This is a genomic window from uncultured Stenotrophomonas sp., assembly GCF_963519125.1.
Lineage (GTDB): Bacteria > Pseudomonadota > Gammaproteobacteria > Xanthomonadales > Xanthomonadaceae > Stenotrophomonas.
Genome location: NZ_CAUQLJ010000021.1, coordinates 1 through 12,205, shown reverse-complemented (window position 1 = coordinate 12,205; position 12,205 = coordinate 1). Strand labels below are relative to the sequence as shown.

Below are 12,205 nucleotides of genomic sequence, written 5' to 3'. Positions count from 1 at the left end.
AACGGCCGGGGAAACCCGGCCGTTTTGCTTTTAAAGGGGGCAGCAGTAAAGTTGGCAACCTTAGAGGAAGCGAAAAGTATGGAAATGACCATCATTGAAAAGCCGGCACGCGCGCTGCCGGTGCAGGACGCGCGGATCTACCCGCGCGGTGGGCTGGACGTGCTCTCGCGCGCCGAAGTGGCGCGCCTGCGCGACGCCTCCGGCGGCGGCATGCACGAGCTGCTGCGGCGCTGTGCGCTGGCCGTGCTGACCAGCGGCAGTGCCTCGGACGATCCGCGCGCGGCGCGCGATCTGTACCCCGACTTCGACATCCAGGTCGCCCAGCAGGACCGCGGCGTCCGCATCGACCTGGTCAACGCGCCGGCCATGGCCTTCGTGGACGGCGAGATCATCCGCGGCGTGGCCGAGCTGCTGTTCGCCGTGGTCCGCGACCTGGCCTACATGGCCATTGAAATGGGCCCGGCCTACGCGGCCGAGCTGGAGTCGTCCGAGGGCATCACCAATGCGGTGTTCGGGCTGCTGCGCAATGCGCGCATCCTCAACCCCGGCGACCCGAACCTGGTGGTCTGCTGGGGCGGCCACTCGATCGGCCGCGACGAGTACCTGTACACCAAGCAGGTCGGCTACGAGCTGGGCCTGCGCGGGCTGGACATCTGCACCGGCTGCGGCCCGGGTGCGATGAAGGGCCCGATGAAGGGCGCCACGATCGCCCATGCCAAGCAGCGCAAGCACACCACGCGCTACATCGGCCTGACCGAGCCGGGCATCATCGCCGCCGAGTCGCCGAACCCGATCGTGAACCACCTGGTGATCATGCCGGACATCGAGAAGCGTCTCGAAGCGTTCGTGCGCATCGGCCACGGCATCATCGTGTTCGCCGGCGGTGTCGGCACCGCCGAAGAAATCCTGTACCTGCTCGGCATCCTGCTGCGTGAGGAAAACAAGGACCTGCCGTTCCCGCTGATCCTGACCGGCCCGACCGTGGCCGCGCCGTACTTCGAGCAGATCGACCGCTTCATCCGCCTGACCCTGGGCGATGCCGCCGCCGAGCGCTACCAGATCATCATCGGCGACCCGGTGGCCGTGGCCCGGCAGATGTCGGCCGGCATCAAGCGCGTGCGCGAACACCGCCTGGCACAGAAGGACTCGTTCTTCTTCAACTGGTCCATCGAGATTCCGTGGGAGTACCAGCAGCCGTTCGTGCCGACCCATGAAGCCATGGCCGGTCTGGACCTGCACCATGGGCGCCCGCCGCATGCCCTGGCGGCCGACCTGCGCCGCGCGTTCTCCGGCATCGTGGCCGGCAACGTGAAGGAAGACGGCATGCGCCGCATCGAGGAATTCGGCCCGTTCGAGATCCACGGCGACGCCGACATGATGCAGGCCCTGGACGAACTGCTGCGCGCCTTCGTCGAGCAGCGCCGGATGAAGATCTCCGGGGAGTACCAGCCCTGTTACCGGGTGCTGGCCTGAGCTGAAGGGGCCACTTCTCACCGTACGGGTGTCAACGGTTTGACGCCCGTCGCCTGCGAGCGACCGTTCGTCCTGCCGCTCCTTGCGGCCGGACGGCGGGCCGTTCATTGTCCTGCCATCACGCTGGGGAGCGTCCCATGTCTTTACGCCGGTCCAAGGGCTTCACACTCATCGAACTGATCGTCACCGTCTCGGTGGTGGCCATCCTCGCTGCGATCGCCTTTCCGAACTTCCAGAGCCTGATCCGTTCGAACCGACTCGCCACCACCCATAACCAGGTGATCGGCCTGGTGAACCTCGCCCGCAGCGACGCGATCCGCAACAACCAGGGTGGGGCGGTCTGCGGCAGCAGCACCGGCACCAGCTGTGACGGCAAATGGGATAAGGGCATGCTCGCTTTCAGTGATAGCAATGGTGACGGCGCCTTCAGCAACGCCGAAACCGTGCTTCGCTACAGCGCCGTCAACAGTGCGCTGATCGTCGCGGGTCCTACCAACGCCCTGATCGCCTTCGACGGCCGGGGGCGTCGCCGCAACGGAACCGATCAGGAAGTGACCCTGCGTCCGCAGAAATGCGACAACCAGCCGCTGCAGAGCACGATGACCATCAACGCCTCCGGCCAGGTCACGACCGTGAAGGGAGCCTGCAAATGATCCGTAACCCCTATCGTCCGCGGGGCCGCCAGCGCGGCTTCAGCCTGCTTGAAGTGCTGGTCGCCGTGGTGGTGCTGGCGTTCGGCCTGCTCGGCTTCGCGCTGCTGCAGACCATGAACGTCCGCTATGTCCAGAGTGCCAACTACCGCACACAGGCCACCAACCTCGCCTACGACCTGACCGAACAGATGCGCAGCAACCGGCATGCGTCGGAGTGGTACAGCAATGCCACCTTCGCGGCGGGGACCAAGACCGCCGCCGGGGTGTGCGCGCGCCCGATCAACAACGTCACGGTGGAGCAGAACATCGCCCGCTGGCAATGCCAGGTGGTCAAGGCCCTGGGCAATAACGCCTCGGCGAATGTGACCGTGGCCGCAGGCGTGGCGACGGTCCGGGTCAGCTGGGCCGACGAGCGCTGGAGCAGGACCGCGCCGGATGCAGCGACCACCTTCGAAATCGTGACCCAGCTATGAAAGGTCCGCTCATGATCCGCAGCCGCCAGGCCGGCCTGTCCCTCATCGAACTGATGGTTTCCCTGGTCATCGGCCTGATCCTGATGCTGGGCGTCACCCAGGTCTTCCTTGCCTCCAGCCAGGCATCGCGGCTTTCCGAAGGCGTGGCCCGCGCGCAGGAGAACGGCCGTTTCGCGCTGGATTTCCTCGAGCGCGACATCCGCATGGCCGGGCACATGGGGTGCGTGAATGACCAGGCGCACTTCATCAAGGAAACGGGCCTGCCCCGCAACAACTTCGTCGCTGCCACCGGCGCTGGCAGTCCGCTGGACTTCAGCGTCGCCATCCAGGGCTATGAAGCGCCCGGTACCGCGCCAACCGATACGCTCAACGTGGGCGGCGGCAGCCTGCCGACGGGGCTGCCCGCGTGGATCAGCAACCTCAACCCGAAGCCGGTGGCGGGCAGCGACGTCCTGGTGCTGCGTTTCCTGGCACCGGAAGGCGTCCCGGTGACGGCCATCAATGCCCAGGAGCTGACGCTCGCTGCGGACAACGATCGCTGGAAGCGCCTCACGGAAAACGGAATCGCGACGCCGACCATGTTCGGCATCGCCAACTGCGAATACGTGGATGTGTTCGCAGGGACGCTGGCCGCCAACAAGCTCACCGCCGGCACCGTGGACCTCACGCGCTATGCACCGCAGCCCGAGCCGACCGTGGTCTACCGCGCGGAGTCGATGGTCTACTACATCGGTGACGGTACCAACGGCCCCGGCCTGCGCCGTGCGCGCGCCAATTCGGCCGGCCTGTATACGATCAACGAAGAGCTGGTCGAAGGCATCGAGAACCTGCAGCTGATGTACGGGCTGGATAACACGCTCGACATTACCGGCGCGACCCCCCCGGTCGGCAACATCACCTCGCAGAAGGTGGCCTCCGGGGTGTCGGTCGACACCAATGCCACCGGTGCTGGCGCATGGCGGCGGGTGGGCCTGGTCCAGGTTGGCCTGGTCGCGCGCAGCTCGGACCGTACCGGCAATGCCAAACCGACGGATGCCGCCGCCCGGCTCGGCGTGTTGGGCATGACCTACAACCAGGATGCCGTTACCGATGGGCGTTACCGCACCGCCTATGAAGTGAGCATCGCCCTGCGCAATCGCCTGTTCGGGAACTGACCATGATCCGCTCGCCGCATCCCCGTGCCTTCCCGTCCGTCCGCCACCAGCGGGGCGCCGTGCTGTACGTCGCGCTGATCATGCTGCTGCTGCTCGCCCTGATCGGGATCGCGGGCATCCAGGTCGCCGGCATGCAGGAAAAGATGGCGTCCAATTACCGCGCCGCCAGCCGTTCCTTCCAGAACACTGAAGGCGCGGTGCGCAACGCGGAGGACGCCGTGGAAGCGATCACCAACCGGAATGCGCCTGTCGACGGCAGCCTTGTCGACATCACCAGCATCACCCAGAACTGCGAAGACGGGTTCGACCCGGTCCAGTGGGGCAGGGATCTGGCGAAGAACAATGAAGCCGCGCCCAAGGTACGGGTGCGCCAGATCGACCAGTGCGGTGGCCCGGGCAGCAATTCGCAGGACCAGGGCCTGCCGATCGACCAGGCTACGGCCACCTTCCAGATTACCGCGTATGCGGCCGACGACCCGGCAAATCCGACGTCGCGCTCCGTCATCGACACCATTTTCAAGCTCTGAGGACCGCGGCCATGGCTTCGCGCAGATTCAAGTGGACGGCCGCCGGCTCGGCGGTGGCAGTGATCGGCCTGGCATTCGTCGGCTACAACCTTATTGCCGCGCAGGGGCAGGGCATTCTTGCCCAGAAGCCGCTGAACATTCCGGCCGACACCACGCCGGCCTTCATCATGGCGGTGGATGACTCCGGCTCGATGACCTTCCAGACCCAGTTCCCCGGCCAGGACGGCGAGGGCTGCTGGAGTACCAGTCGGCTGAGCTTCTTTGACGCCAATGGCGTGGTGAACACATCGGGCAACTGCGATTACTTCTATCTGATGCCGGGGCCCCGCATCAGCGGCAGCTACTACGGCCTGCCGCCGTTCGACTCGCTTGGTTTCGCGCGCTCGTCCCAGTACAACCCTACGTATTTCAATCCGACGGTGAGGTATGAACCGTGGAAGGATGACAAGGACGTGTCCTTCGCCCCCTCCATCCCGTCGAAGGCGCGGATCGATCCCAAGCCGACTGCGGCCACCACTACCGTCAACCTGACCAGCAATTATTACGGTACCGAAACCTTCCGTATCCAGCGTGGCATGACGTACCAGGCGGGTGCGTACATCAACGGAACCTCGTACCGCAACGCTGGCACCTGGAACAACAACATTTCAGACACGCGGGTCGAGTACTGGCCGGCGACCTTCTTCGTCAAAGTGATAAACGGCACCAGTGACCCGTACCCGCAGCTGCCAGGCGAGGCCAACGCCTATGCCGGCGCGACCCGTGTGCAGGTGAGCGATGCGTGCGGCACCGGGTGTGCGATGTGGAAGTACACGCTCCCGGCCAGCGACAGCGACGCTGGTTCAAAGAACTTCGCCAACTGGTTTACGTACTATGGCAACCGCAACCGCGCGATGATCGCCGGCATGACGCGTTCGCTGTCGAACGTCGCCAACCTGCGCGTCGGCTACTTCCGGATCAACCAGAACGGCAGCTACGACACGGCCGCCAAGCGCCTGCCGATGCGCAAGATGAGCGTGGACACCGATCGCAAGGCGCTGTTCGACGAGATGCTTGCGCTGCCGGCCAGCGGCGGTACGCCCAACCGCCAGGCGGTGTATTCGGCCACCCAGCAGTTCACCCGCACCGATGATGCAGCGCCGGTGCTGGAGGTCTGCCAGAAGAATGCGGTGATGCTGTTTACCGACGGCTTCAGCAATGGCGGCACCAAGACCGTGGGCAATAACGACCAGACCATGGGGGCGCCGTTTTCGGACAGCTACTTCGACACCATGGCCGACATCGTCAGCAAGTACTACAACAACATCAACGGCCTGCCGCCGCTGCGTCCCGACCTGACCGCGGGCCAGGTGCCGGTGCCGGCGGCGTGCAAGAGCGGAAATCCCGACAAGCACCAGGATTGCCAGACCAATCTCCACCTGAACTTCTACGGCGTTACCCTGGGTGCGCGTGGCAATCTGTTCAATCCGGACAACCCGCAGAACGCCTACACCACCCCCGCGATCTACAACAACTGGCCGCAGTGGGAGAATGACGCGCGCAGTACGGTCGATGACATCTGGCACGCTGCGGTCAATACCCGCGGCGAGTACATCAATGCCCGCACGCCGGCGGAAATCACCGACGCCATGCGCCGCGTGCTGTCGGCGGTGACGGCCGGCTCCTCGCCGTCGGGCGGCACCGGCTTCAGCGGTGCGCGCATCGGCGCGGGTTCGCTGACGGTCGCGCCGTACTACGAGTACACCAACGAGGGCACCGACTGGTTCGGCAAGTTGACGGCCACCAAGCTGTCGGTGGATCCGACCACGCGTTCGATCGTGCAGACGCCGTTCTGGGAAGCCAGTGAGAAGCTGCAGAGCGCCGCGTCCCGCAAGATCTTCTTCACCAAGAATGGCGCGACCCAGGAGTTCACTTCCGGCAACGTGAGCCTGGGCGACATCTGCAACAAGCCCACGCAGTATCCCGACATGTCGATCTGCAACACCACCCAGGAGTTGATCGATCGCAAGATCGACATCGCCATGGCCGTGAGCTACCTGCGGGGCGACACAACCCGCGAAGTGCGCAATGGCGGCATCCTGCGCGACCGCACCACCCGGATCGGCGACATCGTCACGTCCACGCCGTTCATCAGCTCGCCCAAGGACGACTACGGGTATCGCCGCCTGGCGGACACGACGATGAGCAAGGCTTACGCGGAGTACCTGAAGAAGAAGGCAGACACCGCCAACTACATGATCTACGTGGGCGCCAACGACGGCATGCTGCACGCGTTCAACGGCGGCATGGATGCCAAGGGCGACACGGTTGCCGGTGGCGGTACCGAAGCGTTTGCCTATATTCCCAACACCGCGCTCGGCAACATGGCCAATCTGCTGTTCCGCGCGGAGCCGGAAAAGAAGACCTCGCAGAAGTTCCAGCACCGCTACTTCGTGGACGGCCAGATTGCCGTCGGTGACACCTACTATGGCAATGCCTGGCGGACCACCCTGGTTGGCGCCTCCGGTGCCGGTGGTCGCGGCGTGTTCGGCCTGGACGTGACCCCGGGCACCACGTTCGCAGCGACGTCGAAGAAGTGGGAGATCAGCGACCTCGACACCAACCTGCCGGTCGATGTGCGGAACAACATCGGCTTCGTCCTGGCCAAGCCGGTAATCGTGCCGGTCAAGGTAGGGACCGATATCAAGTGGAAGGCCATCTTCGGCAACGGCTTCAACAGCGCCAATGGCAAGGCGGTGCTGTTCGTGGTGGATGTCGCCGACGGCAGCGCAACCATGATCGACGCGGTCGAGACCGGCACGGGCGTCCCGTCCGGCACCAACGGCCTGGGCAGCATCGTGGTGATCGACCGTTGGGGCGGCACTGACCAGAAGGTGCGCTCACGCGACGGCATTTCCGACACCGTGTACGGCACCGACCAGAAGGGCGCGGTGTGGAAGTTCGACCTGCGCGACATGGCGAAGCCCGACCGGCCGCTGTTCACCAGCCTGCCGTCCACCGACAAGGGCCTGACCGTGCGCCAGCCGATCACCGGCGGCATCACCACCGGCACCGGCCCCAATGGCGGCCTGATGCTCTACTTCGGTACCGGCAGCTTCTCGTTCAATGAAGACGTGCGCGACAACTCGAAGCAGACTATCTACGGCGTGAACGATACCGACGCTGGCCCGACCAGCAGCACCGTGACCCGCGCCAATCTGATGGGGCGGACCGTCAATACCTCCGGCGACTCGCGGACGCTCACCGCCATTGCGGGCGCCCCCGCAAACGCGCGCGGGTGGTACATCGACCTGCCGGTCAGTTCGCTCAAGGACGGGCTCAGCGAACGCGTAGTCAGCAATCCGACGCTGGCCAACGGTATCGTCAGCCTCTCCACCTACGCGCCGCAACCGTCCACGTCGGGTGGCTGTGCCGCAACGGGCATCAACTGGTTCTTTGCGCTGACCCCGTTGACCGGTGAGGGCGCGCTGGGTCGTGCCACCCTGAACTCGCCGGGCGGTACGGGCTTCGCAGTCGGCACCGCCGGCCTCAAGAACCGGAGTACGGGCAGTGCGCCCGTGCTCAACAACACCCCGTTCGCGCTTCCGCGCGTGCCGGTGGCGTCGCTGAGTGGCGGTGGCGGTGGTGGTAGTGGTGGTGGCGCTGGGCCGGCTCCCTCCCCGCCGGGCGGCCCCGGCTGCTACATGGGCTACCCCAATGGTCCTGACATTGTCTACGTCCCTTATCCGTGCGGTCGCCAATCGTGGAGGCAGATCCAGTGAGCAAGACTTCCTTCCCGCAGGGACGCCGTCCGTACAAGGTCGTCGGCTTTACCCTGATCGAACTGATGGTCACCGTCGCCGTGGTCGCGATCTTGGCCGCCATCGCGTACCCCTCCTATACCAGCCAGGTGCGCAAGTCCAAGCGCGCCGCGGCCAAGGCCGAACTGGTTGAGTACGCGCAGCGTGCCGAGCGCCATCACACGCTCAACAACAGCTACTCCAGCTTCACGTTCGCCGAGAGCGGCGCAACCACGATCGCCTCGCCGCGTGATGGCAGCAAGGCGATCTACCAGGTGACCTTCAACGCACCCACTGCCAATACCTTCACGATCACCGCGGCTCCACAGGGCGACCAGGCCAAGGATCCCTGCGCGACGATGTCGGTGAACCAGGCGGGGGTGAAGTCCCCTGCCAACACCAGCGCGCAGGAATGCTGGTAAGCGCATGAGGACCTTGCAACGCACTCGATGAACGTCTAGAATTCGCGTCCCCGCCCGAATAGCTCAGCCGGTTAGAGCACTTGACTGTTAATCAGGGGGTCGTTGGTTCGAGTCCAACTTCGGGCGCCAGATTCGAAAAAGCCGCGAGAAATCGCGGCTTTTTTCGTTTCCGCGATGACATTTCAGTTTTCAGCAGGGGATGGGCCTGCGCGGGCGCTGGCTCCTGACCCGCCCGGGGACGCTGATGATCACGCGACTGTGCTCCTGTCCATTCACGCACAGCACGATGGACTGGTTGGTGCCGGCATTGCGGCCGTCGGGCCGGAACCGTATGTCGGGCCGATGATCGCTGGTGCGCAGGTCGACATGACGCTGCCGTGCCCTGTGCACGCGGAGTTCCCTTGCGGCGCCGGTCGCGCTGTTGGCCGGTTCGACCTGCACCCGCCAGCCCTGGCTCCATGCCTGGTCACACCTCAGGCCATCCGACGAACCGCAGACCGTCACGCGGCGGCGTTCGGTGATGGCGGCGTTGCGTGCCATCGACAGGCTGGCGACCAGTTCGGCGCGCAGCGTTTCCGCCTGGAAGTGCCGCAGCGTGCGTTGCCAGGGGCCCCACGCCAACGCCAGCAGGACCGACAGCACCATGACGGCGATCAGCAGCTCGATCAGATGGAGGCCGCGGTGGAGCCGGGCAGGGCGAAGATGAAGGGACATGCCTCCAGCCTCGTTCCGTGCTCGCGCATTCACCATCGGCCAACGCCGCGGCTGCCTGCCCGGAAACCCCTCAGCCGGCCGTCACCGCTTGCCCCGTATACTCACCCTTCCCGGGAACTGGCAACACCATGAGCGACCGTTTTGAACTCGTCTCGCCGTATTCGCCGGCGGGCGACCAGCCTGATGCCATCGCAAAGCTGACCAGCAACTTCGAAGCGGGCATCGCCAAGCAGACCCTGCTGGGCGTCACCGGCTCGGGCAAGACCTACACCATCGCCAACGTCATCCAGAACGTGCAGAAGCCGACGCTGATCATGGCGCCGAACAAGACGCTGGCGGCGCAGCTGTATGGCGAGTTCAAGGCGTTCTTCCCGCACAACGCGGTGGAGTATTTCGTCAGCTATTACGACTACTACCAGCCGGAAGCCTACGTGCCGTCGTCGGACACGTTCATCGAGAAGGACAGTTCGATCAACGAGCACATCGAGCAGATGCGACTGGCGGCGACCAAGACCCTGCTGTCGCGCCCGGACGCGATCGTGGTGGCGACGGTATCGGCGATCTACGGCCTGGGCGCGCCGGAAGACTACCTGTCGTTGCGCCTGATCCTGTCCAAGGGCGAGCGCATCGACCAGCGCGACCTGATCAACCACCTCACCCAGCTGCAGTACACGCGCAATGAGTATGAGCTGCAGCGCGGTACGTTCCGCGTGCGAGGTGAAGTGATCGACGTGTTCCCGGCGGAGTCGGACAGCGAAGCCCTGCGCCTGGAACTGTTTGATGGCGAGGTCGAGAAGATCACCCTGTTCGACCCGCTCACCGGCGAGACGCTGCGCAACATGCAGCGCTTCACGGTCTACCCGAAGACCCACTACGCCACCACGCGCGAGCGTGTGCTGGCAGCGATCGAGACGATCAAGGTCGAGTTGAAGGAGCGGCTGGAGCAGCTGTACGCGCAGAACAAGCTGGTCGAAGCGCAGCGCCTGGCGCAGCGCACCCAGTTCGACCTGGAAATGATGGCCGAGGTCGGCTTCTGCAACGGCATCGAGAACTATTCCCGGCACCTGACCGGCAAGAACGCCGGCGAGCCGCCGCCGACCCTGTTCGACTACCTGCCGGCCGACGCGCTGCTGGTGATCGACGAATCGCACGTGACCATTCCGCAGATCGGTGCCATGTTCAAGGGCGACCGTTCGCGCAAGGAGACGCTGGTCGAATTCGGGTTCCGGCTGCCCTCGGCGCTGGACAACCGGCCGCTGCGCTTCGAGGAGTGGGAAGAGCGCTGCCCGCGCAGCATCTACGTGTCCGCTACGCCAGGCCCGTACGAGTACCGCGAGGCGGGTGACGAGATCACCGAACTGGTGGTGCGCCCGACCGGCCTGATCGATCCGGTGGTGGAGATCCGTCCGGTCGGTACCCAGGTCGATGACCTGATGAGCGAGGCCAACGCGCGCATCAAGGCCGGTGACCGGGTGCTGGTCACGACGCTGACCAAGCGCATGGCCGAGAACCTCACCGAGTACCTGACCGAGCACGGCATCCGCGTGCGCTACCTGCACTCGGATGTGGATACGGTCGAGCGCGTGGAGATCATCCGCGACCTGCGCCTGGGCAAGTTCGACGTGCTGGTGGGCATCAATCTGCTGCGCGAAGGCCTGGACATGCCGGAAGTGTCGCTGGTGGCGATCCTGGATGCCGACAAGGAGGGCTTCCTGCGCTCGACCGGTTCGCTGATCCAGACCATCGGCCGTGCCGCGCGCAACGTGCGCGGCAAGGCGATCCTGTATGCGGACAAGATCACCCGTTCGATGCAGGCCGCGATCGATGAGACCGACCGTCGTCGCGCCAAACAGGTCGAGTACAACGAGGAGCACGGCATCGTGCCGCGCTCGGTGGCGCGCCCGATCGTCGACGTGCTGGAAGGGGCGCGTTCGGACGCCGCCGAGAAGGAAGCAAAGAAGGGCAAGGGCAAAGGCAGGCCCGGCGTTGCCGAGGAGGGGAGTGACTATCGATCGCTCAGCCCGGCCCAGCTGGCGTCCCGTCTCAAGGCACTGGAACAGCAGATGTACCAGCACGCCAAGGACCTGGAATTCGAGGATGCCGCCCGCGTGCGTGACCAGATCCGGCAGCTGAAGGAAGCGAGTCTGGGCTGAACGCGGCAGTGCAGCATCTTCTTCACAAAAGTGTTGCGCTTCACGGCCGGCATCCGTAATATACGCGGCCTGCACCGACGCAATCGCGGACGTTCAGAAGCAAAAACGGGCGGTTAGCTCAGCGGTAGAGCACTACCTTGACATGGTAGGGGTCACAGGTTCGAACCCTGTACCGCCCACCACTCCAGTCCCAGCGACTGCGGTGGAACAACAGAAAAGCCGGCCATCAGGTCGGCTTTTTTGCTTTCTGCATTCTGCGCCAGCGGAACTTCCCGACATCTTCTTTCGCACCCGGCCGATGGCATGGGCAACGCCGCATGCCCACGCTGTGCGTTCCATCGCAGCGGGTGAGCTGGATGACGCGCGTGTCGCAGCGGTCCTCACGAATCTTCGCAGCACCTTTGCCGATGTTCGGCAAAGCGGCCGCAGCGGCGCTGCTGTGCGGCGCCTGCGGGGTGGTGTTCGCACCGGTCCTGATGCCAGCGGTTCTGGCGTGGTGCGCAGTGTGTGCCGGTGTGCTGTTGTGGTGCGCTTGGCCGCGTGCACGCTGGTGCGGCGCGCTGCTGGTGGGCATCGGCTGGACCACGGTGCAGGGGCATGCAGGACTGGAAATGCAGCTGCCGGCCCATGCAACATCCCGCGAGTACACGGTGCAGGGCAGGGTGGTGGATCTGCCGCGACAGGGGCCACGGAGCACCCGGTTCCGGTTCCGCGTGGATGACGACCCGGCCCAGCCGGCACAGCTGCGCGGCCGCGAGCTGGCGCTGGCGTGGTACGACGCCACGCCCTCGCGCGCGCCCGCACCGCGCCTGGCCGTGCAGGCCGGTGCGCGCTGGCAGTTCCAGGCACGGCTGCGC

General features: G+C 65.2%; 10 protein-coding genes and 2 tRNA genes. 11 read left to right on the top strand and 1 reads right to left on the bottom strand.

Annotation, left to right across the window (positions count from 1 at the left end; translation table 11 throughout):
- Positions 1-84: 84 nt before the first annotated feature.
- The 8 genes from ppnN to RYM47_RS15895 all read left to right on the top strand — a co-directional run bounded on the left by ppnN (position 85) and on the right by RYM47_RS15895 (position 8,610).
- Entirely contained in the window at positions 85-1,473 is a 1,389-nt protein-coding gene (gene ppnN / locus RYM47_RS15930) for a nucleotide 5'-monophosphate nucleosidase PpnN (protein WP_315389099.1), read from the top strand.
- Positions 1,474-1,610: 137 nt separating this feature from the next.
- Entirely contained in the window at positions 1,611-2,126 is a 516-nt protein-coding gene (locus RYM47_RS15925; protein WP_315389097.1) for a GspH/FimT family pseudopilin, read from the top strand.
- On the top strand, positions 2,123-2,599 hold the full coding sequence (pilV, locus tag RYM47_RS15920; protein WP_315389095.1) for a type IV pilus modification protein PilV: 477 nt from the start codon (positions 2,123-2,125) through the stop codon (positions 2,597-2,599). Before RYM47_RS15925 ends, pilV begins: the two co-directional genes overlap by 4 nt.
- Positions 2,596-3,753 (top strand): PilW family protein, encoded by a 1,158-nt coding sequence (locus RYM47_RS15915; RefSeq protein ID WP_315389093.1) that lies wholly within the window; start codon positions 2,596-2,598, stop codon positions 3,751-3,753. The genes pilV and RYM47_RS15915 overlap by 4 nt, the downstream gene beginning before the upstream one ends.
- 2 nt (positions 3,754-3,755) lie before the next feature.
- A complete protein-coding gene (locus RYM47_RS15910; RefSeq protein WP_315389091.1) occupies positions 3,756-4,280 on the top strand; it encodes a PilX N-terminal domain-containing pilus assembly protein in 525 nt (174 codons plus the stop codon).
- A gap of 11 nt (positions 4,281-4,291) precedes the next feature.
- Positions 4,292-8,041: a PilC/PilY family type IV pilus protein gene (locus RYM47_RS15905; RefSeq protein WP_315389089.1), complete on the top strand. Its 3,750-nt coding sequence runs from the start codon at positions 4,292-4,294 to the stop codon at positions 8,039-8,041.
- Positions 8,038-8,481, top strand: coding sequence for a type IV pilin protein (locus RYM47_RS15900; RefSeq protein ID WP_315389087.1), 444 nt, complete (start codon positions 8,038-8,040; stop codon positions 8,479-8,481). The genes RYM47_RS15905 and RYM47_RS15900 overlap by 4 nt, the downstream gene beginning before the upstream one ends.
- A 52-nt stretch (positions 8,482-8,533) precedes the next feature.
- Positions 8,534-8,610: transfer RNA gene (locus tag RYM47_RS15895), tRNA-Asn, on the top strand.
- Between the two features lie 60 nt (positions 8,611-8,670).
- On the opposite strand, the gene RYM47_RS15890 is transcribed toward RYM47_RS15895, so the two are convergent.
- Entirely contained in the window at positions 8,671-9,195 is a 525-nt protein-coding gene (locus tag RYM47_RS15890; protein ID WP_241885577.1) for a GspH/FimT family pseudopilin, read from the bottom strand.
- A 128-nt stretch (positions 9,196-9,323) separates the two neighbouring features.
- Between RYM47_RS15890 and uvrB the strand changes: the two genes are divergently transcribed.
- The 3 genes from uvrB to RYM47_RS15875 all read left to right on the top strand — a co-directional run.
- Entirely contained in the window at positions 9,324-11,348 is a 2,025-nt protein-coding gene (uvrB, locus tag RYM47_RS15885) for an excinuclease ABC subunit UvrB (RefSeq protein WP_019337166.1), read from the top strand.
- A 107-nt stretch (positions 11,349-11,455) separates the two neighbouring features.
- Positions 11,456-11,530: transfer RNA gene (locus RYM47_RS15880), tRNA-Val, on the top strand.
- Between the two features lie 183 nt (positions 11,531-11,713).
- Positions 11,714-12,205, top strand: a 492-nt coding sequence (locus tag RYM47_RS15875; RefSeq protein ID WP_315389073.1) for a DUF4131 domain-containing protein, incomplete at its 3' end; no start/stop codon positions are given.

Coding starts and splice junctions, on each gene's coding strand:
- pilV (WP_315389095.1), top strand. CDS start 2,123: ATGATCCGTAACCCCTATCGTCCGCGGGGCCGCCAGCGCGGCTTCAGC.
- uvrB (WP_019337166.1), top strand. CDS start 9,324: ATGAGCGACCGTTTTGAACTCGTCTCGCCGTATTCGCCGGCGGGCGAC.
- RYM47_RS15915 (WP_315389093.1), top strand. CDS start 2,596: ATGAAAGGTCCGCTCATGATCCGCAGCCGCCAGGCCGGCCTGTCCCTC.
- ppnN (WP_315389099.1), top strand. CDS start 85: ATGACCATCATTGAAAAGCCGGCACGCGCGCTGCCGGTGCAGGACGCG.
- RYM47_RS15910 (WP_315389091.1), top strand. CDS start 3,756: ATGATCCGCTCGCCGCATCCCCGTGCCTTCCCGTCCGTCCGCCACCAG.
- RYM47_RS15925 (WP_315389097.1), top strand. CDS start 1,611: ATGTCTTTACGCCGGTCCAAGGGCTTCACACTCATCGAACTGATCGTC.
- RYM47_RS15905 (WP_315389089.1), top strand. CDS start 4,292: ATGGCTTCGCGCAGATTCAAGTGGACGGCCGCCGGCTCGGCGGTGGCA.
- RYM47_RS15890 (WP_241885577.1), bottom strand. CDS start 9,195: ATGTCCCTTCATCTTCGCCCTGCCCGGCTCCACCGCGGCCTCCATCTG.